At 68.0% G+C, this 22,252-nt stretch carries 12 protein-coding genes; 8 read left to right on the top strand and 4 right to left on the bottom strand.

Annotation, left to right across the window (positions count from 1 at the left end; genetic code table 11):
• Nucleotides 1-4 precede the first annotated feature (4 nt).
• Complete coding sequence (locus IP91_RS09260; protein WP_145648638.1) at nucleotides 5-2,257, bottom strand: TonB-dependent receptor; 2,253 nt, start codon at nucleotides 2,255-2,257, stop codon at nucleotides 5-7.
• A gap of 349 nt (nucleotides 2,258-2,606) precedes the next feature.
• On the opposite strand from IP91_RS09260, the gene IP91_RS09255 reads away from it, so the two are divergent.
• The 4 genes from IP91_RS09255 to IP91_RS26210 all read left to right on the top strand — a co-directional run bounded on the left by IP91_RS09255 (nucleotide 2,607) and on the right by IP91_RS26210 (nucleotide 12,207).
• Nucleotides 2,607-4,865 (top strand): TonB-dependent receptor, encoded by a 2,259-nt coding sequence (locus IP91_RS09255; protein ID WP_145648637.1) that lies wholly within the window; start codon nucleotides 2,607-2,609, stop codon nucleotides 4,863-4,865.
• Complete coding sequence (locus tag IP91_RS09250) at nucleotides 4,865-7,357, top strand: CehA/McbA family metallohydrolase (protein WP_145648636.1); 2,493 nt, start codon at nucleotides 4,865-4,867, stop codon at nucleotides 7,355-7,357. Before IP91_RS09255 ends, IP91_RS09250 begins: the two co-directional genes overlap by 1 nt.
• Nucleotides 7,358-7,578: 221 nt before the next feature.
• Nucleotides 7,579-8,946 carry an MATE family efflux transporter gene (locus tag IP91_RS09245; protein WP_199754548.1) on the top strand — a complete coding sequence of 456 codons (1,368 nt, stop codon included), beginning with the start codon at nucleotides 7,579-7,581 and terminating at the stop codon, nucleotides 8,944-8,946.
• Between the two features lie 999 nt (nucleotides 8,947-9,945).
• Entirely contained in the window at nucleotides 9,946-12,207 is a 2,262-nt protein-coding gene (locus tag IP91_RS26210) for a family 43 glycosylhydrolase (RefSeq protein WP_199754547.1), read from the top strand.
• A gap of 202 nt (nucleotides 12,208-12,409) precedes the next feature.
• On the opposite strand, the gene IP91_RS09235 is transcribed toward IP91_RS26210, so the two are convergent.
• A complete protein-coding gene (locus IP91_RS09235) occupies nucleotides 12,410-13,729 on the bottom strand; it encodes an MFS transporter (protein WP_229474174.1) in 1,320 nt (439 codons plus the stop codon).
• A gap of 174 nt (nucleotides 13,730-13,903) precedes the next feature.
• Between IP91_RS09235 and IP91_RS09230 the strand changes: the two genes are divergently transcribed.
• The 3 genes from IP91_RS09230 (at nucleotide 13,904) to IP91_RS09220 (ending at nucleotide 17,465) form a co-directional block, all read left to right on the top strand.
• Entirely contained in the window at nucleotides 13,904-14,821 is a 918-nt protein-coding gene (locus IP91_RS09230) for a LysR family transcriptional regulator (protein WP_145648635.1), read from the top strand.
• Nucleotides 14,822-14,904: 83 nt separating this feature from the next.
• The gene (locus IP91_RS09225; protein ID WP_158643119.1) at nucleotides 14,905-15,891 is read left to right on the top strand and encodes a ribose-phosphate diphosphokinase; all 987 of its coding nucleotides are present in this window, start codon (nucleotides 14,905-14,907) and stop codon (nucleotides 15,889-15,891) included.
• Between the two features lie 29 nt (nucleotides 15,892-15,920).
• Nucleotides 15,921-17,465, top strand: coding sequence for an AMP nucleosidase (locus IP91_RS09220; RefSeq protein WP_145648633.1), 1,545 nt, complete (start codon nucleotides 15,921-15,923; stop codon nucleotides 17,463-17,465).
• Nucleotides 17,466-17,552: 87 nt separating this feature from the next.
• Here IP91_RS09220 and IP91_RS09215 read toward each other — a convergent pair whose 3' ends face one another.
• Nucleotides 17,553-20,189, bottom strand: coding sequence for a CHASE domain-containing protein (locus IP91_RS09215; RefSeq protein WP_145648632.1), 2,637 nt, complete (start codon nucleotides 20,187-20,189; stop codon nucleotides 17,553-17,555).
• Nucleotides 20,190-20,285: 96 nt separating this feature from the next.
• Nucleotides 20,286-20,924, bottom strand: coding sequence for a response regulator (locus IP91_RS09210; protein ID WP_229474172.1), 639 nt, complete (start codon nucleotides 20,922-20,924; stop codon nucleotides 20,286-20,288).
• A 218-nt stretch (nucleotides 20,925-21,142) separates the two neighbouring features.
• Here IP91_RS09210 and IP91_RS09205 point away from each other — a divergent pair, with 218 nt between their 5' ends.
• Nucleotides 21,143-22,204: an aldose epimerase family protein gene (locus IP91_RS09205; protein WP_145648631.1), complete on the top strand. Its 1,062-nt coding sequence runs from the start codon at nucleotides 21,143-21,145 to the stop codon at nucleotides 22,202-22,204.
• Nucleotides 22,205-22,252 lie beyond the last annotated feature (48 nt).

Raw genomic sequence — 22,252 nt, 5'->3', positions numbered from 1 at the left:
GCGATCAATAAGAATAATCCAGGCGCACGCCGTACCGGCGCGGTTCGCCCGGCACCGACATGCCGAAGCTGTCGACCGTGCTCGGGGCGATCCTGTTGCCCAGGTTGCGGCCATACGCCGTCACGTTCCAGGCCGCGCCCACCGGGCGCCAGGCCAGCGACGCATCGACATTGGCCATGGCCGGGATCCGGTACTGCACCAGCTTCGACGGCACGCCGATCGCGTAGCCGGCGCTGCGCCGCGCATTCACGCCGGCGCGCAGTTCCTGGTTCGCGAAGCGCACGCGGCGCTCGTAGCCCAGCGACAGCACGTGGGAGGGTGCGCGGTCCAGCTTGCGGCCGGCCCACGAGTGCACGCCGTCCGGCGAGTACGACGTGTAGTGCGCGTCCAGCAGCGTGAGGCCATACGTGAAGCGGTCATCCGGCGTGGCCTGCACGGTGCCGTCCAGCTCCAGGCCCTTCACGCTCGCCACGCCGGCATTGGTGGTGATGAAGCGCGGCGTGCCGTTGACGATCGCATTGCCGGACAGCTGCAGGTTGGTGTAGTCGTACTTGAACACGGCCAGGTTGGCGCTGGCACGCTTGTCCCAGAAGCGCGCCTTGGCGCCCGCTTCGTAGGACCTGAGCGTTTCGGGCCGGTAGTACAGGTAGTCCGCGCTGACGCCGACGATGGCCGGGCAGGCCACGCCGAGCGTCACCGTGCCGCCGATGCAGCCGTCGTTGAAGCCGCCGGCCTTGTAGCCGGTGGCCACCGACGCGTAGACGAAGGTGGCCTGCGTCAGGTCGTAGTCCGCGCCGAGCCGCCAGGTGCGCTTGTCGGTCTCGATACTGGCCGCGTTGGGCGAGGCCAGGTCGGTCGCCGCATTGAAAACGGGACCCTGCTGGAACGTGGTGGCACCGCGGCGGGCCTTTTCGTCCGTCGTGTAGCGTGCGCCGGCGGTGGCGCGTAGGCGCTCCGTCACGCGGTAGGTGAGCTGGCCGAAGGCGGCGCGGCTGTTCGCCGTGGTGGGATCGGTGGGGAAGGCGTAGTACGGCACCCGCACGATGGCGGCCAGGTCACGGAACGTGTAGCTGGAACGGGACCGCTCGTCGAAGTAGTACAGGCCGGCCTGCGCGCTGAGCGGGCCGGTGCCGTTGGTGGCCACGCGCAGCTCGTGCGAATCCTGCTCCTGCACGCCGCTGAAGTTCTGGCGCACGCCCAGCGTCAGCACCGGTGCCACGCGGTAGATGTAGTTGGTGAGGAAGTCCAGGCCGAAGCGGCGGTGGGCACCCAGGTAGTACAGCGTGGCCGGGCCCAGGTCCCAGGTGAATTCGGCGCCCACGCCGGACGTGCTGCTGTGGCCCCACCCCTGTTCCGGCACCACGTTGACGGGCCTGAAGGTGTTCGTCAGGCGTGCGCTCGCCGGCGCGCCGTACCAGACCGGGTTGCCGCTGTCGGCATTGCGGAAGAAGTTGTTGTCCGAGACGAAGCTGTCCGGATCGTAGTCGTTGGTGGCGCCATCGACGCGCAGCAGCAGCGACGCGGTGGTGCCGAGGGCCAGCCTGGCCGACAGGCGCGCGGCCTGGTTGTCGCGGTCCTGGCCGAGCGTGTGCGGCGTGCCCTGGCCGTTGCGCAGGTAGGAGTCATGGCGGTCCACGGCGACGGCGGCGCGCAGCGCCAGCGCATCGCCCACCGGCACGTTCAGCATGCCGCTGGCCTTGCGGCTGTTGTAGTTGCCCGCCTCGATGCCGGCCGCCGCTTCCAGCTTGCGCGTGGGCGCGTGCGAGATGACGTTGATGGCGCCGGCCGTGGTGTTGCGGCCGTACAGCGTGCCCTGCGGGCCGCGCAGCACCTCGATGCGGTCCACGTCCAGCAGCAGGCCGTTCTGGTTCTGCGGGCGGGCGATGTAGATCCCGTCGAGCAGGAAGGCGGCGGACGGGTCGCCCTTGTCCGTGGCGTCGCTGTTCGACACGCCGCGGATGGTGATCTTCAGGCCGTCGGCGGCGCCGTCCAGGTGCACGTTCGGCAGGCGTTTCGCCAGTTCGGCCGGTGTATCGAAGCCGCCAGCGCGCAGCGCGTCGCCGGACAGCACGCTCATCGCAATCGGCGTCTTCGATTCGAGCGACGTGGTGCGCTGGGCGGTCACGACGACTTCCTGGAGGCCGTCGTCGGCAGCGTTCGCGACGTTCCGTGCGGTGGTTTGTGCGTGGGTGGCGGGGGAGCAGAGGGCGGCGACCAGGCCGGCCAGCAGGGTGGGACGCGTCCAACGATGTTGCATCACTTCTCTTTCATGACAGGCCATCGCGCAGGTCTGTGCCTGAGACTTAATGTTTCCTACGATGAATTTAACAGTCCGTCAGTCTAGCAGCTCGTGCAGTGCAGAAATAGTACCCATGCCCCGGGCATGCATGAAATGGATGAGCTTGTCGCACGGTTGCCACGCCGTGCCGGGGAGCTGTTATCAAGCGTGTCATCAACGTTGCCATCGAGCTTGAGAATCAGCTTGAGAATCAGCTTGAGAATCAGCTTGAGAAGCAGCTTGTCATGGAGCTGTCAACTGGCTGTCATCGGCGCGTCATGACCGGTATTTACCATTTGGAAATTGTTTATTTTTCTGAAAGATCCCGATGCGCCTGCCCCGTTTGCCCCTGAAGCCACTCTGCCTGTTCACGCTGACCGCGCTGCACGCCATTGCACACGCCAATCCGGATGCGGCGCCTGCCGATGCGGCTGCCGATCCGGCGGGCGCACCGCCGATGGCCGTCGTCGAGGTGACGGGCACGGGCCAGTCGCGCCAGGTGCAGAACATCTCGCGGGCCGACCTGCAGCAGGCCACGCCCGGCACCAGCCCCCTGAAGACGCTGGAAAAGCTGCCCGGCGTGAGCTTCCAGTCGGCCGATCCGTTCGGCAGCTACGAATGGTCGACGCGCTTCTCGATCCGCGGCTTCTCGCAGAACCAGCTGGGCTTCACGCTGGACGACATCCCGCTGGGCGACATGGCCTACGGGAACAGCAACGGCCTGCACATCTCGCGCGCGCTGTCGTCCGAGAACATCGGCCGCGTCGTCGTGTCGCAGGGCGCCGGCGCGCTGGGCACCGCGTCCACCAACAACCTGGGCGGCGCGATCCAGTTCGTCACGCTGGGCCCCTCCGACGAGCGGGGCGTGACGGCATCGCAGACGCTGGGCAGCGACGACACCTCGCGCACCTTCGTGCGGGTCGACAGTGGCCTGATCGGCAGCGGCACCAAGTTCTACCTGAGCGGCACCCGCATGCGCGCCGACAAATGGAAGGGCGACGGACCGCAGAACCAGGAACAGTTCAACAGCCGCATCGAACAGCAGATCGGCGAGCACACGCTGTCCGCCTTCTTCAACTATTCGGACCGCCGCGAGGTGGACTACCAGGATCTGTCGAAGGAGATGGCGGCACGCCTGGGCATGGACTGGGACAACTACTACCCGGACTGGCAGCGCGCGCTGAACGCGGCGAAGGGCGTCTACACGGGTGGCGTGAACAGCCTGGATGACGCCTACTACCTGGGCCAGGGCCTGCGCAAGGACAAGCTGGGCGGCGTGGCCGCGAACCTGAACCTGGCGCCGGAACTGGCTGCCAAGTTCACCGCCTACCACCACAGCAACGAAGGCCAGGGCCACTGGTACACGCCGTACACGCCCACGTCGGCCGCCATTCCCATCACGATCCGCACCACCGAATACGCGATCAGCCGCAACGGCGTGCTGGGCGACGTGACGTGGGACATCGGCATGCACACGCTGAACGCGGGCTTCTGGGCCGAGCGCAACAACCACACGGTGACGCGCAACTTCTACGCGGTGCAGGACGGCGCCTTCATCGACCACATGCTGCGCAATCCGCTCAGCACCGGCTTCCTGCAGTCCTTCACGACGGACACGCGCCAGTTCTACCTGCAGGACACGGTGGCGCTGCTGGACGGCCGCCTGAAGATCAACGCCGGCTTCAAGAGCCCGAAGGTGGACATCGATGCGCACACCTTCATCGGCGACCGCGCCGATGGCTCGCTGACGGCGAAGAAAACCTTCCTGCCGCAGGCGGGCCTGAACTACACGTTGACGAAGGACGACGAGCTGTTCCTCTCCGGCGCGAAGAACATGCGCGCCTACGAGGCCGGCGTGGGCGGGCCGTTCTCGCAGACGCGGGCCGGCTACGCGCTGTCGATCGCTTCGCTGAAGCCGGAGATGTCGACCAACTTCGACCTGGGCTACCGTTTCAAGCGCGACCAGCTGCAGGGTTCGGTGGCCGTGTATTACGCCGACTTCAAGGACCGCCAGCTGGGCATCTCCACCTGCGCCGGCATCGTGGGCTGCGCCGGCACCATCGTCAACGTGGGTAAAGTCGAGACGCGCGGCGTGGAGGCGCTGGCGGTGTGGAAGCTGCTGCCGTCCGTCGCGTGGTTCAACACGGCGACCTACAACGACTCGCAGTACAAGTCGGACTACACGGACAATGGCAAGCTGGTGGCCACCGATGGCAAGCAGGTCGTCAACACGCCCAAGAAGATGTTCAACACGGAACTGGCGTTTGGTGATGCCGCACCGAATGCAAACGGCTTCTTCGCGCGCATCGGGGCCAAGTACACGGACAAGCGCTACTACACCTACCTGAACGACAACTCGGTGCCGTCCTACTGGATCGCCAACCTGTCGGCCGGCTACAAGTTCCGCTCGGTCGGCATGCTGAAGGACCTGAGCCTGCAGCTGAACGTGACGAACCTGTTCGACAAGAGCTATTTCAGCACCGTGGGCTCGAACGGTTTCTCGACCTCCGACCCGGCCGGCACGTCGATGACGCTGCTGTCCGGTGCGCCGCGCCAGGGCTTCGTCACGCTGTCCGGCAAGCTGTAATGGGCAGGCGCTTGGTGGTGCTGCCGCTGGCGCTCTGCCTAACGGCGGCGCCACTGGAGGCGGCGGTGCGGGTGCTGGCGGGGCCGACGCCGATCGAAGGCGGCGATGCCCGCGGCGCAAAGGACCTGACGGTGATGAACGACCGGCTGGCGTTTTCGCTGGCTGTCGAGTCGCCCGTACCGTACGGCGTGCCGCGCGGCGCGCTGGTCGATATCGCCGCAGTACGGGACGGGAAGGCCGGCCGCGACCGCGCCGTCATCGCCGACTTCATTCCGAACAACTGGTCGGCGTGGCCTAACACGTACCAGCGCGTGACAGTGCTCGAGCGGGGACCGCGGCGCGCGGTCGTCGAAGCGGTGCGCGACTGGGGCGAGGTGACGGTGCGCACGCGCTACACGCTGCGCGACGGGGCCGATCGCATCGAGATCGCGACGACCATGACCAATGGCGGCAAGGCTGCGCTGCCGGACCTGCTGTCCGGCTTCGTGCTGTGGCCGCGCGGCGGGTTCCTGTTCGGCGTGCAGGGTGCAGGGAAGCAGGGAGCGGCGGAGCAGGGAGCGGTGCCGGCCGGGGCGCCGGTGCGCGTCGTGGCGTATGACGAGGATTTTTTCGTGGCGCTGCATGCGCCGTATGCGGACCATATCGAGTACGGGTCCAAGGATCTGTACCGGCGCCATACGCTGGCGGCCGGCGGCACGCGCCGGTTCAGCGGCTTCCTGCAGGTGGGGCCGAGCGGGGATCTGGCGCCGGTCATCGCGGCGGACATGTCGAATGTACGGGAGCCGGTCGCGGGCAGGGCGTGGAACCGAGGCGAAAGGAGGGTCGCAGCCAACTCGGCAGCCTACACCGCAGCCAACGCCGCAGCCAACGCCGCAGCCAAGACAGCAGCCAAGACCGCAGCCAAGACCGCAGCCAAGACCGCAGCAAAGACCGCATCCAACACCGCAGCCAAGACCGCAGCAAAGACCGCAGCAAAGACCGCAGCAAAGACCACATCCAACACCGCAGCCAACGTTGCGGGCACGGTGGCCGGGCGGCTCGGGGATGGTGGTGTCGTGGTGGTCGAGCGCGGTGGCAGGCCGTTTGGCTGGACGCTGGCGCGTGACGGTGCCTATGCCCTGCAGCTGCCGGCCGGCGACTATCGGCTGTATGCGACCGCGAAGGGGCATGCCGACAGTGCGCCCGTGGCCGTTACCCTGGCGGCAGGCGAGCGGGCGGTGCGCGATTTCGGTCCACTGCCCGGGCCAGGCACGGTCACGTTGACCGTGTCCGACGAACGCGGGCCCGTCGACGCGCGCATCGAAGTGGTGCGCGGGCGGCAGCCGGTCGTCGGCTTCCTGGGCCGCAAGACGTTCTTCACGGCGTTCGACCGGCGCGGCGTGGCGGAGCTGGCCCTAGCGCCGGGCGACTACACCCTGCGGATCTCGCATGGCGGCGGCTTTACGCATGGGGCGCGCGAAATGGACCTTCACGTCGCGCCGGATGCGCAGCTTGCCGAGACGGTGAAACTGGCGAGATTTGCCGATCCGGCGTCGCGAGGCTGGTACTCGGCGGACCTGCATCACCATGCCGACCAGGCCGAAGCCGTGACGCCACCCGCCGACTTGGCCCGTGCGCAGCTGGCGGCCGGGCTGGACCTGCTGTTCGTCAGCGATCACGACACGATGGTCAACCTGCCGGCGCTGACGGCGCTGGGCCGCCAGCGCGGCGTGCCGGTGCTGGGCTCGATGGAGTTTTCCGCTTCGTGGGCGCATTTCAATGCTTACCCGCTGGCCGTCGATGGCGCGCTGCGGATCGACATGGCCACCGCGCCGGTCGATGCCATCTTTGCCGAGGCGCGCCGCCTCGGTGCCAGCGTGATCCAGGTGAACCATCCCTACATCCCGTACGGCTATTTCGCCAGTGCGGCGGCCGGCACGGCGCCGGGCGGCTGGAACGAGGGTTTCGACGTGGCCGAAATCAACGGCGCCACGCCGGGCGACGATGCCAAGGTGCTGCAAAAGCTGTGGGCGGACTGGGATGCCGGCAAGCCGCACTACCTGGGCGGCGGCACCGACCTGCACGACGTATGGGCGCACGCCTCCGGCAGCACGCGCACCTTCGTCCACCTGGAGGGCCCGCCCACCGCGCAGAGCTATGCTGCCGGGCTGAAGGCGGGCCGCGCCTACGTCAGCGGCGGACCGCTCGTCTTTCCGGACAAGATCTTCGGTTCGCGGCTGGCCGTGACCGCCGGGACGCCGCTACGGCTGGGCTATACGCTGCAGTCGGCGTCGGGCATTCGCAAGATCGAGCTGGTGTCGGCCGGGACGGTGATCGACAGCCGTGTGCCGGAACGTGGCCCGGAAGCGGATGTGCAGCGCGAACTGCGCGTCGAGTTCCGGCCGGTGGTAGAGGTGAGCGGCTGGTATGCGCTGGTGGTGGAGGATGTTGTGGGACGCAAGGCCTACACGAATCCCGTGTGGGTGGAGGCGATGGCCGGCAGGAAGCAGTAGGGCAATTGCAGAGAGAAGGCCAGCGTGCAAGTAAGGCCAGCGCATAAATAAGGCAGCGCATAAGTAAGGCCAGCGCGGAAGAAGGGCCAGCGCGGAAGAATGGCCAGCGCAAAGGAATGGCTAGCGCGGAAGTGCAGGCAGTGCAGGAATGACGCCGGCGCAGGTGCGCGCTTCAGGGCGGGCTGGCGCAGTACAATGGCGGATTCTCGGCGCCGCCTTCCATGTCCACCATTACCGTCGTTCCGCCGTCCCGCCCGCACATCGTCACGCTTGCCTGGCCGCTGCTCGTGGAGCTGGTGCTGGCCGTTGCCATTGGCGTCGTCGGCACCACGCTGGCAGCCCATATTTCCGATACGGCCGGCGCGGCATTCGCGATCGCCAACCAGATCTCCGTCACGCTGTTCCTGCTGTTCCGCATCGTCGGCTCGGGCATCGGCGTGGTCATTACGCAGAGCCTTGGGGCCGGGCAGCGCGAGCGCGCCAATCGCGTGGCGCTATCGTCGGTCGGTGCCAGCACCTGGATCGGGGCGCTCACGGCGCTGCTGGCGCTGGCGGGCGCGGGACCTCTGCTGCGCCTTCTGCAAACGCCGGCTGATGTGCTGCCGCTGGCGATTCCCTTCCTGGCGGCGCTGGCGCCGGCGCTGCTGTTCGATGCATGGAACGCGTCGATGGCGGCCGTGATGCGCGCCCATCTGCGTACCCGTGACACGCTGGTGGTGCTGGTCGCCATGCACTCGACGCACCTGCTGCTGGCCGTGCCGCTGATGGCGGGCTGGGGCCCGCTGCCGGCCCTGGGCCTGCCCGGTTACGCGCTGGCGCTGCTGTTCAGCCGTGCCCTCGGCCTGGCGCTGCATCTGCTGCTGTGGAAGCGGCACCTGGGGCTTCTCACCACCGCGCCGGACTGGTGGCGCCTGCCGCGCCGGGAACTGGGCGAGGTCCTGCACATCGGCATTCCGGCTGCTGCCGAGAACATCGCGTGGCGTCTGTCGTTCATGGTCAGCATGGCGGCAGCGGGCACGCTCGGCGCGCATGCACTGGCTACCCACGCCTACGTGCAGCAGATCGGCAGCATGGTCATCGTCTTCAGCATGGCTACCGCATTTGCCGTGGAGATCATGGTCGGGCATATGGTCGGCGCCGGGGAACTGGGAGCCGCGCACCGGCTCGTGCGCAGCGCGCTCGGACGGGGACTCGTGATCAGTGGCGTCGCTTCGTCGCTGGTGGCGCTGGCGGGCGGGCCGCTGCTGGGCTGCTTCACGAGCGATGCGACGATCATCGCCGAGGGGCGCCGGCTGCTCTGGATCGGCGTGCTCGTGGAACTGGGACGCACGTTCAATCTGGTCGTCATCAACGCGTTGCGGGCCACGGGCGATGTGCGGTTCCCGGTGGTCGCGGGCGCCGCGTCGATGGTGCTGATCCTTGCAGGCGGGAGCTGGGTGCTCGGGATTCATTTCGGTTTTGGCCTGGCGGGACTGTATATCGCGTTTGCCGCGGACGAGTGGTTGCGCGGCCTGATCATGTGGCGGCGCTGGGCCGTGCAGGCCTGGGTGCCTTATGCGCGGGCGGCGCGGCGCAGGATCTTGCGGTAAACGGTTTCAAGCGGTTTCCAGGCGTTGACGCCATCGGCTGCTTCGAGGCTTGTTCAAGGTGATGACTCTGGATGAGTGAAGATATATGCGAGTTGTCGCTGGCAATGACGCGGAACGTGAGCCTCGAACGTTCAATCTTGAATGTTGAATTTTGAATGCGAATCCTGAATCTTGCAGCGCGAGGAGCGAGTCGCGAGCAGTGAACCGTCAGCAGCAAATGGCCGGCCGCGGAAGTGCCAGCAGCAGATGGACGGCAATAAAGCGCCGGCTTCCTGACCGTGAGTAGTAGGCCGACGGCAGAAATCGCCGGCCGCGGAAGCCCTAGCCGCGAAGCCCAGCCGCGAACCGTCAGCCGCGAGCCGGCGGCAGCGAACCGCAAGCAGCGAACCGCAAGCAGCGAACGGCAAGCAGCGAACCGCTAGGAGCGAACCGCAAGCAGCGAACCTCGAGCCGCAATCGCTAAAGGTCCATCGCAAACCTCGCACGTCGCACGTCGCACATCGCACTTCGTGCCTCGCAGTGCGCAATGCGCACCGCAGGCTGCGCGCTTCACTCCGCGCGCGAAGCATCGCGTATGCCACACCGCGTACCCCGCCCTAAGCACTGCGCCCCGCACGCCTCACACCTCACACCTCACACCTCACACCTCACACTTCATACTGCGCACCCGACTCGCTGCTCAGCACTGCGCGAAGACCTAAGGTGATGGTTCTTTTTTTTTTACCCATTTTCTAAAACGCGATAAATCTCGATACCTCATGCTGCTCCTCGATATTCCAGCGGCATTTCCGATATTTCACAATATCTCGGGAACTATTCTCCTATTTTCGATTCTAAGATCTGATAGAACTCCTCCTGCACCCGGATAGTGCCTTCTATCGAATCTCCAGTATTTTTGTCGCACGAAATCTCAGGCTTTCGTAACAGGCATCGCGTTCTATTACGTTCTAGTGAAAGTTCGCGGTTTCTAGAAAATCCGTTTTTTTTGGGAGAGTACCCATGTCTGACTTTTGCACGCCGGTTTATCTGCCCGCCAAGTTGCTCGAGGAAGTCGGCGAGCTCTTAGGGGTTTTTTGGTCGCACACGTGGATGATGGAAGACTTTCTTTGCGATGCGATCCGGGCCCATATCAGGGCTAGTCAGGATGGCGGGCAGCAATCGGTCTCGCCAGCTGGGTCGGCGCGGGCGGGGGCTCCAGGTCAGGCAGGCCAGCCGGTCCAACTAGGCCAGGCGGGCCAGGTGGGCCGGGTGGGTCAGGGAACCCAGGCGCTTCAGGCGGCGCTGGCTGTTCAAGCGCCGCTATCGACGGTGGTCTCGGAACTGGGCTACCAGTGGAAAGAGCTGTTTCTGCCCGAGGGGACACGGCTGCGCGCCAGCTTCGCCCGCCAGCCTTACTTCGCGACGGTGGAGGGCTCCGCAATCATGTTCGGGGAGCTCCCTGTATCGCCGTCCTGTTTCGCCAACCTGCAGGGCGGTGGCAATCGGAACGCCTGGACCGCCATCTGGCTCCGTCTGCCCGGCAGCGGTGATTGGCTGCGCGCCGATGCGTGCCGCACGGCGCGGCGAGCGGCCCTTGTGCGCTTGCTCGGCAGTCCGCCGAGGGCAGAGCGCCGCAGTCTCGGAGTAGCGGCGGGAGTACCGCAAGCCCGTGCGAAGCTGCACAGGCATGACAACCCCGGCGACCCTGTCAGCCGATTGATCGACGGCGCAGCCAGGCGATCGATCGGCGCATCGTCCAGCCAATCGATCGGCGCATCGTCCAGCCAATCGGTCGACGCATCGTCCAGCCAATCGATGGGCGAGGCGGTCTGCCCTTCGCATGACGAGGCGGCCCTCGATTCGATTGGCGAGGCAGCCTGCCGATCGCCCGACCATCGCCCGACCAATCGTCAGACCGCTCATTCGGTCACTCACTGGGTCAATCAGCCGCTTACCTGGACCGCGACCTCGCCGGCAGATCAGCCGATCGTCGAGTCGGCCGACCGGGTGGGCGCTCAACGGATCATGCGGCGAGCCGTTCCGCCGATCATGCTGCCCACCGTCCCGCTGATCATGCCGGCCACCATCCCGCCGATGATGCCGGCCACGGCTCAGCCGATCGCTCCACTGACCGCGCGCCTGCCATGCACGCGGCGGCATACGCCGGTGATGTCCGCCGCTGGAGCGGCAGGCGGCGCGCCGATCGCCGGCAGGATGCGGGCCACTACCATGCTGATGCGGCGGGGCGAAGCTGAAAATTGTTTGCAGCGGAGCGGTCGTTCACGTAGATTCTCGCCAACGATATTACGGAGACCGCTGATGCACCTGCCGCTGCAAACCCTGAAAATCGCTGCCGCCATGGCGCTGCTGGCCACCACCGCGCACGCGGTCCATGCTGCGCAACCGCTTTCCACCCGCTTCAACGCCGATCCGTCGCCCCACTATTTCACCACGAAGGAGGGCGGCAGCTTCTACTTGTACGCCACTGACGATGCGTCGAACTCCGGCAAGTATTGGGACTCGGTGACGTGGCGGCTCTACAAGTCGAAGGACATGCGGACGTGGACCGATGCCGGTGTGCCGCTGGATGTCACCGTCTTCAAATGGGCGCGGCCCGATGCCAAGGCGTGGGCGCCGGAGGCGGCCTACCGCAACGGCAAGTACTACTTCTATGCGCCGATCGGCGGCGACAGGATCGGCGTGGCCGTGGCGGACGATCCTGCCGGCCCGTTCCGCGATGCGCGGGCGGATGCGCTGGTGGACAAGGCACGCGATGCCAATGCCGGCGATGAACCGTTCGATCCCGCGGTGTTCGTCGACGGCGACGGGCAGGCTTATATGTATTTCGGCACCCGCGTGCCGAAGGTGGTGAAGCTGAAGGCCGACATGGCCAGTGCGGATGGTCCGATCCGCAATCTCGTGATCGAGGGCTTGCCCGCTGGCGATCCGAAGAAGGCGTACGGCGAAGCGCCGTTCCTGCACCGGCGCGGTGGCACCTACTACTTCACGTTCTCGACCGGCTGGCCCGGCCAGATCGTGTATGCCACCGGTACCTCGCCGGCCGGGCCGTTCACCTACCGCGGCGTGGTGCTGGACTACCTGAAGATATCCACCAACCACCAGGCCATCATCGAACATGAAGGCAGGAGCTGGCTGTTCTATCACGATAACCTGCTGCCGGGCGGCGGCAGCCACCGCCGCTCGATCGCCATCGCCCCGCTGGAGTACGAGGCCGATGGCCGCATCCGGCAGGTGGTGCCGGACCCGGTGGCCGGCAAGTAAAGGATGCATCGGGAGCATACGACCTCACCGGCTCGCATCCACCCACTCGCATCCACGGGCTCGCACTCACCGGCTCGCACTCACCGGCTGGCGTTCCTCGTCTCGCGTCCACCCACTCGCATTCACCGGCTCATGATCACCGGCTCATGTCCACCGGCTCGCGTCCACCGGCTGGCGCTGACCGCCGCACCTGGTCCCTGCCTTACCCGCGCCGCGCCAGCTTGCCGACCGCCGGCACGGCCAGCGCGGCCAGCACGGCAATCGCGGCCGACACATAACCGACATTGCCGGCACCCCAGTGCGAGATGCTCAGGCCACCGATGACGGCGCCCAGCGCGATGCCGCCGTTCGCCGCCGAGACATTGATCGTTCCGGCCAGTGCCTGCGCCGCCGAAGCGGCCTTCATCACGCGGATCTGGCAGATCGGGTAGAGCGCGGTGTTCGCAATGCCCCACACGCCGAGTGCGAGTGCGAAGTAAAGAGTCTGGCCGGCCAGCGCCATCGTGGCCGCCATGCCGAGCGCCAGCACGATGCAGAACAGGGCAGTCGTGGCGAGCGGCTTGCGGTCGACCCACTGGCCACCCAGCCAGTTGCCGAACAGGCCCACGGCGCCGAAGCCCATCAGCCACCAGCCCACCTGCGCGGCCGGCACGCCGGCGGATTTCTCCAGCATCTCGGCCAGATACGTGTAACCGGTGAACATTGCCGTGAAGACGAGGATCGACAGCGCCACGTTGGCCAGGAAGAAGGGGCTTTTCAGGATCTGCGCCTGGTCCGCCATCCGCACGGGCGCGCCGGCCCGCACGGTCGGCATGCTCCATGCGATCAGGATGGCGATCACCAGCGACAGCACTGCCAGCAGGGCAAACGCGCCGCGCCAGCCCAGGGCATCGGAGGCCAGCGTGCCGAGCGGGATCCCGAACAGCATCGCGGCGGAGATGCCCAGGTAGACCATCGACACGGCCTTGCCTTCCTTGCCGGGCCCGGCGATCTTGCCGGCCGTTTCGCTGGCCGTGCCCCAGAACACGGGTAGCGCCAGTGCGGGCAGCAGGCGCGCGATGGCCAGCACCCAGATGTTCGAGGCGATGGCGGCCAGGCCGTTCGATGCCGCGAACAGCACGAGGATGGCGATGAACAGGCGCTTGCGGTTCACGTTGGCCAGCCACGCCGTCAGGAACGGGCCGCAGAGCATCACGACGACGGCGAACAGCGTGACCAGCTGGCCGGCGCTGGCGACGGAGATCGCCAGGTCCCGCGCCAGCGCCGGCAGCAGGCCGACGATCAGGAACTCGGTGGTAACGATGACGAAGGCGGCGATGGCCAGGATCGCGATGGAAGCGGCGCTGCCAGTGCCGGCGGCAGCCAGCGCGGCGGCACTGTCCGCAGTGCTGTCCCCAGTTCTATCTGCAGTGCTGTTTGCAGTGCTATTCGCCGTGCTATTCGCGGTGCTATTTGCAGTGCCATTCGCTTTGCTGCGCGCAGCGGTGTCCGCACTACTGTTGATGGGTTTTGCAGTGGTCATGCAGGCTCACGATGAAATTTTTTGAGGACGTATGATATAAAGGATGCCGATTCCACTGTTGGATGATTTTTCCCGCAAGCTGCGGAAAAATATTCCATAATCGGCCGATCGGATGCTTCCCGTTCCGCGGCGCATGCCGGCGCCAAACCCATACACAGGATTGCTGCCCCCAACATGACCTCGACCGAGCGCCTGAAAGGGCTGGAGACCTTCGTTGCGGTGGCCGAAGCGGGCAGCTTCACGGCCGCGGCGGAGCGTCTCAATCGCACCAATTCCGCCGTCGGCAAGGCCATCGCGCGGCTCGAAGGGCGCCTGAACAGCCGCCTGTTCGACCGCACCACGCGCCGCCTCGAGATGACGGATGCGGGCGATGCCTTCTACACGGTGTGCGTGCGCGTGCTGGAGGAGCTGGAGGAGGCCGAGCGGGTGCTGGCGGCGGACGACGTCGTGCCGTCCGGGCGTCTGCGGGTCGACCTGCCCGCCACGTTCGGCCGGATGCAGGCGCTGCCCGCGCTGCTGGCGTTCGCCGACCGGCACCGGCAGGTGCGGCCGCACGTGTCGTTCACCGACCGGTTCGTCGATCCGGTCGAGGACGGCCTGGATCTCGTCGTGCGCATCGGCGGCAGCGATACGTGGCCGGCGGCGCTCGATCACAAGTACCTGGGCCACGAGGAGCTGGTGTTCTGCGCGTCGCCGGCCTACCTGGCCGCGCACGGCACGCCAGCTTCGCCGAAAGCGCTGCTCGACCATGCCGCCGTGCTGTACGGGCGCGCCGATGGCAGCACCAGTCCGTGGCTGATCCGGCACGGCAAGGCGCCGCTGGCGCGCCATCACGTGGAAGGCTGCATCGTGCTCGGCCAGGCCGAGGCACAGGTGGCGGCCGTCGAGGCGGGGTGGGGCATCGCGCAGCTGGCCACCTGGCTGGTCGAGCGCCAGCTGCGCGACGGCACGCTCGTTCCCATCCTGCCCGCGCTGGCCACGCAGGGGCTGCCGCTGCACCTCGTCTGGCAGCGCAGCCGCCAGCATGCGCCGAAGGTGCAGGCGCTGATCGGGCATTTCACCGACACGCTGGCGATCCGTCCGGTCGGCTGAGCGGCAATGGTGTGGTGGTCCCGTGCACCCGGTGCCGCGCGCCCGCATCTACAATGGGTGTTCCGCCACTCCAGGAAGAGTCCATGACCGCCACCGCATCGTCCCTGCATCCGCACCTGCACTTGTTCGCGCTCGGCACCAGTGCGCCGTTCGGCCGGCGCGTGGCGCGCCATCTCGGCATCGAACTGGCGGCGCACGAGGAAAACGAGTTCGACGACGGCGAATACACGCTGCGCGTGCCTGCCGCGGTGCGGGGCGCCCATGCCTGCGTGATCCATTCGCTGGCCGGCGCGCCGGGGCAGGGCAGCGGCGAGCGGCTGTGCCGGCTGCTGTTCTTCGTGGCGGCGCTGCGCGATGCGGGGGCCGCGCGCGTCACGGTCGCGCTGCCCTACGTGGCGTATGCGCGGCAGGACTGCAGCCGCGAGCCGGGCGAGCCGCTGACGCTGCGCTACGTGGCCACCCTGCTGGAGGCGGCCGGGGCGGACGTGACGGTGGCGCTGGACATCCACAACCTGGGCGCCTTCCAGAACGCCTTCCGCCACCGCACCGTGCACCTGGACGGCAGCGCGCTGTTCGCCGCGCACTTCGCCACGGTCGCGGGCGGGGACGAAATCTGCATCGTCGCGCCCGATGGTGGCGGCATCCGCCGTGCCGATGCACTGCGCCAGGCGCTGGCCGCGGTGCTGGGCCGTCCCGTGGCGCTGGCCTTCGTCGAGAAACACCGCGACGGCAGGGAGCTGTCCGGCGACCTGATGGCGGGCGACGTGGCGGGCCGGCTGGCGATCGTGTTCGACGACATCATCGGCACCGGCCACACGATGGCGCGCGCGGCCGAGGCGGCGCGGGCACGGGGCGCCGCGCGGGTGCTGGCCGCCGCCACGCATGCCATCTTTGCCGGCGACGCGGCCGCCGTGCTGGCGCGGGCCGGCATCGATGGCGGCGCCGTGGCCGATACGGTGCAGGATGGCGCACGGGCCGGCCCGCTGTTCACGGTGCTGGACAGTGCCGTGCTGTTCGCGGCAGCGATCCGCTCGCTGGAGGACGAACGGCACGCGGGAGTCGCATGCTAGGATGACAAAAAGCCAAACAGGAGTCCATCGTGTCCACCCGCAGCGAAGTCCCACCCGGCGTTCCTTCCGAAACCCGTCCTGAAGTCCGTTCCTTCGTTCCTCCCGAACGCTTCGATGATCCCGCCGCCGCGCTGGCGCGCGTGCAGGAGATCTACAACGGCAGCATCGCCCATCTGCGCGATGCCCTGCAGCGCTTCGTCGACGGCGCAACCCTGGGCCATGTGCGGGCCTGCTATCCGTTCGTGCGCGTGCAGACCGAGACCTTCGCGCGCGCCGATTCGCGGCTGTCGTTCGGCTTCGTGGAAGGCCCCGGCACGTATGAAACCACGCTGACCCGGCCGGACCTGTTCGCGCGCTACTACCAGGAGCAGTTCCGGCTGCTGCTGAAGAACCACGGCAAGCAGCACGTGCAGATCGAAGTGGGGCTGTCGTCGCAGCCGATCCCGATCCACTTCTCGTTCGCCGAGCACGACCACATCGAAGGCAATATGAGCCCGGAGCGGCGCGCCATGATGCGCGACGTGTTCGACCTGCCCAACCTGGCAGTGATGGACGATGGCATCGCCAACGGCACCTGCGAACCGGCGCCGGGAGAAGCGCTGCCGCTGTCGCTGTTCACCGGCCCGCGCGTGGATTATTCGCTGCAGCGGCTGCGCCATTACACGGGCACGTCGCCGGAGTACTTCCAGAAGTTCGTGCTGTTCACGAACTACCAGTTCTACATCGACGAGTTCGTGCGGCTGGGCCACGCGATCATGAGCCGCGAGCCGACCGATCCGGACGACGGCTACATCGCCTTCGTCGAGCCGGGCAACCGCATCACGCGCCGTGCCGGCCAGGAAGCGCAGGCCGGCGACACGCTGGGCGCGCCGCCGCTGCGGCTGCCGCAGATGCCCGGCTACCACCTGATCCGCGCCGACGGTGCCGGCATCAGCATGGTCAACATCGGCGTGGGGCCTGCCAATGCAAAAACCATCACGGACCACGTGGCGGTGCTGCGTCCTCACGCGTGGCTGATGCTGGGCCACTGCGCCGGGCTGCGCAACACGCAGCAGCTGGGCGACTATGTGCTGGCGCACGGCTATGTGCGCGAGGATCACGTGCTGGACGAGGACCTGCCGCTGTGGGTGCCGATCCCGGCGCTGGCCGAGGTGCAGGTGGCGATCGAGGCGGCCGTGGCCGAGGTCACGCAGCTGACGGGGCCGGACCTGAAGCGCGTGCTGCGCACCGGCACGGTGGCCAGCACGGACAACCGCAACTGGGAGCTGCTGCCGCAGCGCACGCCGGAGCGCCGCTTCAGCCAGAGCCGCGCCGTGGCGCTGGACATGGAGAGCGCCACCATTGCCGCCAACGGCTTCCGCTTCCGCGTCCCGTACGGCACGCTGCTGTGCGTCAGCGACAAGCCGCTGCACGGCGAGATCAAGCTGCCGGGCATGGCCAACCAGTTCTACCGCGACCGCGTCGACCAGCACCTGCGCATCGGCATCCGCGCCCTCGAGCTGCTGCGCCAGCTGGGCGTGGACCGGCTGCACAGCCGCAAGCTGCGCAGCTTCGCCGAGGTCGCATTCCAGTAGCCTGCTCCGGCCCCGGTGCCGGATGCAGCCGATGCATCTGGTGCCAGACAGCGGTTTGCGCCGCCGGCAGCCGATCTGCACACCCTCTCAATCTTCCGCGGGATCCGGCGCCGGCTGCCGCTCCATGCGGATCTGCATCAGGATCTCCTCCACCGCGTCGATGCGGTAGGGCTTGAGCAGCAGCCGCACGCCCGGCGGCAGCGGCTCGCCCAGCGCCCGGCCGGTGACGACGACGATGGCCGCATCGCACTCGCCGTCCGCCGCCAGCCGCTGTGCCAGTTCCAGCCCGCTGATGCCGGGCAGTTCCACGTCGGTAAACACTGCGTCGTAGGCGCTGCTGTCCAGCGCTTCGAGCGCCGCCTCGGCACTGCCCACGCCCTGCGCGCGGTAGCCCAGCGTGGCGATCATCTCGCAGGTCAGCTCGCGCAGGTCCTCGTTGTCTTCCACCACCAGCACGCAGATCGGCACCGCGTCGGCCGTGCGCCGGTCATGTGCATCATGCTCGTCCAGCACCGCGCGCACCTTGCGGGCCAGCTCGTCGCGGCGGTAGGGTTTCGACAGCAGGTGCACGCCCGCTTCCAGCTGGCCGCCCTGGGTCACGGCCTCCTGCGTGTAGCCGGAGGTGAACAGCACGGCAATGCCCGGCCGCAGCTGCCGCGCGAAGTCGGCCAGCTCGGTGGCGCGCACGGCGCCGGGCATGATCACGTCCGTGAACAGCAGGTCGACGGCCGCGCCGCTGCGCAGCACCTGCAGGGCTTCTTCCGCGCCGGCCGTTTCGATCACGCGGTAGTGCAGGCTGCGCAGCATCGCCGCCACCGTGTCGCGCACGGCATCGTCATCCTCGGCCAGCAGGATGCACTCGTCGCCACCCACCACGGCCTGCACGGACGTGGCGGCCTGCGCCACCTCGGGTGCGCTGGAGCGGGGGAAGTACAGCCGCAGCGTGGTGCCCACGCCCACTTCGCTGTAGACGCGGATATGGCCGCCCGTCTGGCGCACGAAGCCGTAGGCCATCGACAGCCCGAGGCCGGTGCCTTCGCCTTCCGGTTTCGTGGTGAAGAAGGGCTCGAACACGCGCTCGATCACGTCCGGCGCCATGCCGCTGCCGTTGTCGGAAACGGCCAGCAGCACGTAGTCGCCGGCCACCGCTTCCGGCACGGCCGTCGTGTAGTCCTCGTCGAGCGCGCAGTTGAGCAGCTCGATGGTGAGCTGGCCATTGGACGGGCCGCCGCTGCGGCTGCGCATCGCGTCGCGCGCGTTGATGGCCAGGTTCAGGATCACGTTCTCCAGCTGGTTCGGGTCGACCAGCGTGTTCCACAGGCCCGGTTCGACGCGGGTGGACAGCGTGATCGCATCGCCCAGCGCGCGGCGCAGCAGGTCGTCGATGTCGCGCAGCACGCGCGCCATGTTGATCACCACCGGATCGAGCGGCTGGCGGCGCGCGAAGGCCAGCAGCTGGCCCGACAGCCTGGCGCCACGCTCGACGGCGGCCAGCGCACCGTCCAGGCGGCGCGGCGTGTCGGGGCTCCGCGGGTTGGTCGCCACCGCCTGCACATTGCCGTAGATGACCTGCAGGACATTGTTGAAGTCGTGCGCCACGCCGCCCGTCAGCTTGCCCACGGCTTCCAGCTTCTGCGCGCGGTGCAGCGCCTGCTGGGCATCGCGCAGGTCGCGCTGGCGTTCTGCCTCGCGCGCCGCCGAAGAGCGCAGCGTGCTGTTGGAGCGCTGCAGCGCCGCCGTCACGCGCCGCACCAGCTGCCGCGCGCGTGCGCGACCGTGTGCCAGCAGCCACACGAGCGTGGCGGACAGCAGGCTGATGACGATGCCGACCACGCCGGCCCATGCAGCCTGCCGGGAAGCCAGCCGCTGCTCGAACACGGGGGTGCCGTGGGCCTGCAGGATCCACGTCCGGCCGGCGATCGACAGCGTCTGCGTGGCCTGCAGCCGCGAACCCGGTGGCGGCGTGCAGCCCAGCATGCAGGCCGCGGCAGCGCGCGTGCCGTCGTACAGCGCCACGTGCAGGTCCGCTTCCCGCTCGCCGTTCAGGCCTGCCATGAAGTCGTGCATGCGGAAGGCGCCGTACACCCAGCCATACAGGGCGGCGCGGCGGCCGGCCTCGTCGGCGGGTGCGCCGCGGTACAGCGGCAGGTACATCAGGAAGCCCGGCTGGCCGGCCCCCCCGGGTCCTTCCTGCACCAGGCGCACCTGGCCCGTCAGCGCCGCGGCACCCGTGTCGCGCGCGCGGGCCATTGCCGCATGGCGCACCGGTTCGCCGAACATGTCGAAGCCGAGCGCGCGGCGGTTCATCAGGTCCAGCGGCTCGATCATCGCCACGGCACTTTTCTGCCGTGCGGGATCGGTGACGGAAGGCTGCAGCAGCGCGATGCCGATGCCCTGGATGCCGGGATAGTACTGGCGCAGCTGCAGCGTGGCGACATAGGTGCGGAAGGCACCCGGCTGCGGCAGGCTGTCCGCTGCGGCCACGTAGGCCTGCGCGCCGCGCAGCACCTGTTCGTAGGTGGCCATGCGCGGGCCGATGCGCAGCGCCAGGTCGCGCACCCGGTAGTCGAATTCGGCGCGCAGCTGCTGGTCATGCGCCAGCCGCAGGCTGTGCCAGGCCAGGCCCGTCGTCGCCAGGCCCACGCACAGCGTGCCGAGCGCCAGCGCGAGCGGCAGCAGGCGGCCGGACGGGCGCGGGGCAGGGGGCGGTGACGATGGGCGCATGCCGCCATCGTACCGCGCCGGGACGCTCTTCTGTGTTCTGTTTGCGGTGGATGGCCGATATGCCGCAGCTTGCCGCGTGCACCCGACGCGGGCCGGCTACGGTTCCAGGATCCCGCGGCGGATCGCGATCGTGACCGCATGCGTGCGGTCGCGCGCCCCCAGCTTGCCCAGCACGGTGCTCATGTGGGCCTTGACGGTCTCCTCGGCAATGCCGAGCGCCTGCGCCACGCGCTTGTTGGAATTGCCGTCCGCGACCAGGGCCAGCACTTCCGTCTCGCGGGCCGACAGCTTGTCCGCATCGATATGGGCCGCCAGCTCGACGGCGATCTCCGGCGGGATGTGGCGCTGGCCGGCATGCACGCGCGCGATCGCCTCGGCCAGTTCCGTGCGCAGCGAGCTTTTCAGAAGATAGCCCATCGCGCCCGAGCGCAGCGCGCGCAGTACCTGCACGTCGCCCTTGTAGGTCGTCAGCACGATGATGCGGGCCTGCGGCGCGATCTCGCGGATCGCCACGATGGCCTCCAGGCCGTTCATGACGGGCATCTGCAGGTCCATCAGCGTCACGTCCGGCCGGTGGCGCACGAACTGCTCGACGGCGCTGCGGCCGTCGCCCGCCTCGGCCACCAGCGTGAACCGCGGGTCGATCGACAGCACGGCGGCAAGTCCCTCGCGCAGCAGCGGATGGTCGTCCACCACCATCACGCGCACCGGCGTGGCGGCTGCTGCATCGTTCATCTGGCGCTCCATCCTTGTCTCCCCTCCGCCCGCGCCGCGGCGCCGATGCGGCATCTTACACGCGGCCGGGCGGCAGGAGGCTGCCCCGGCCGGCCGTTGCCCCTTTCGGGGGATCAGGGTACCGGCCGGATGCGCGGCAGTGCGCGCCGCCACCCCTGCCGGTTCGGGCATAATCGCGTTTTGCCAACATCTGAAGCGAGAAGGATGAAATCACAGCGATGGAACTGACAATCGAACAGGGACCCTTCGGCCATGCGCCGGACGGCGAGCCGCTGAGCCTTTATACGCTGCGCAACCGCACCGGCATGGTGGTCAAGGTCACCAACTGGGGCGCCATCATCACCGCCATCGAGGTACCGGACCGCGACGGCAGGCTGGCCGACGTGACCTTCGGCTTCGAGACCCCCGAGCCGTACTTTGGCGACAGCCCGTACTTCGGCGCGCTGATCGGCCGCTACGGCAACCGCATCGCCGCCGGCCGCTTCACGCTGGACGGCCGCACGGTGCAGCTGGACACCAACAACGGCCCGAACCACCTGCATGGCGGCGTGACCGGCTTCGACAAGGTGATCTGGCACGCCGCGCCATTCACGACCGACCTGACCGTCGGCCTGACGCTGACGCACACCAGCCCGGACGGCGACCAGGGCTATCCCGGCCAGCTGGACGTGACGGTCACGTACGAGCTGAACGACGACAACGAGCTGCTGGTGATCTTCCGCGCCACGACGGACCAGGCCACGCCCGTCAACCTCACCCAGCATGCCTACTTCAACCTGGCCGGCAGCGGCACGGTGCTGGATCACGAGGTGACGATCCACGCCGACCGCTACGTGCCGATCGATGCCACGTCGATTCCCCTCGGTCCGCTGGCCCCGGTGGCCGGCACGCCGTTCGACTTCCGCACGCCGCGCACGGTGGGCGCGCTGATCGATGCGGACGACGAGCAGCTGCGCAACGGCCAGGGCTACGACCATAACTTCGTGCTGAACAAGCCGGCGCCGGGCGCGCTCAGCCTGGCCGCCACGGTGCGCGAACCCGTGTCCGGCCGCGGGCTGGAGCTGTACACGCAGGAGCCGGGCGTGCAGTTCTACACCGGGAATTTCCTGGACGGGACGCTCACCGGCAAGGGCGTGCAGTACGGCCGCCGCGAAGCGCTGTGCCTGGAACCGCAGCACTTCCCCGACTCGCCGAACCGTCCCGAATACCCGAACACCATCCTGCGGCCGGGCGAGGTCTATTCGACGCGGTCGCTGTTCCGGTTCACCGTCACGGCATGAGCCATCGGGGACAGCCACCTATTTTCGGGAATGTTTCCCGAAAATAGA

The sequence above is a fragment of the Pseudoduganella lurida genome (assembly GCF_007830455.1).
GTDB classification, from domain to species: domain Bacteria; phylum Pseudomonadota; class Gammaproteobacteria; order Burkholderiales; family Burkholderiaceae_D; genus Rugamonas; species Rugamonas lurida.
This window is presented reverse-complemented; position numbering and strand designations above follow the sequence as displayed.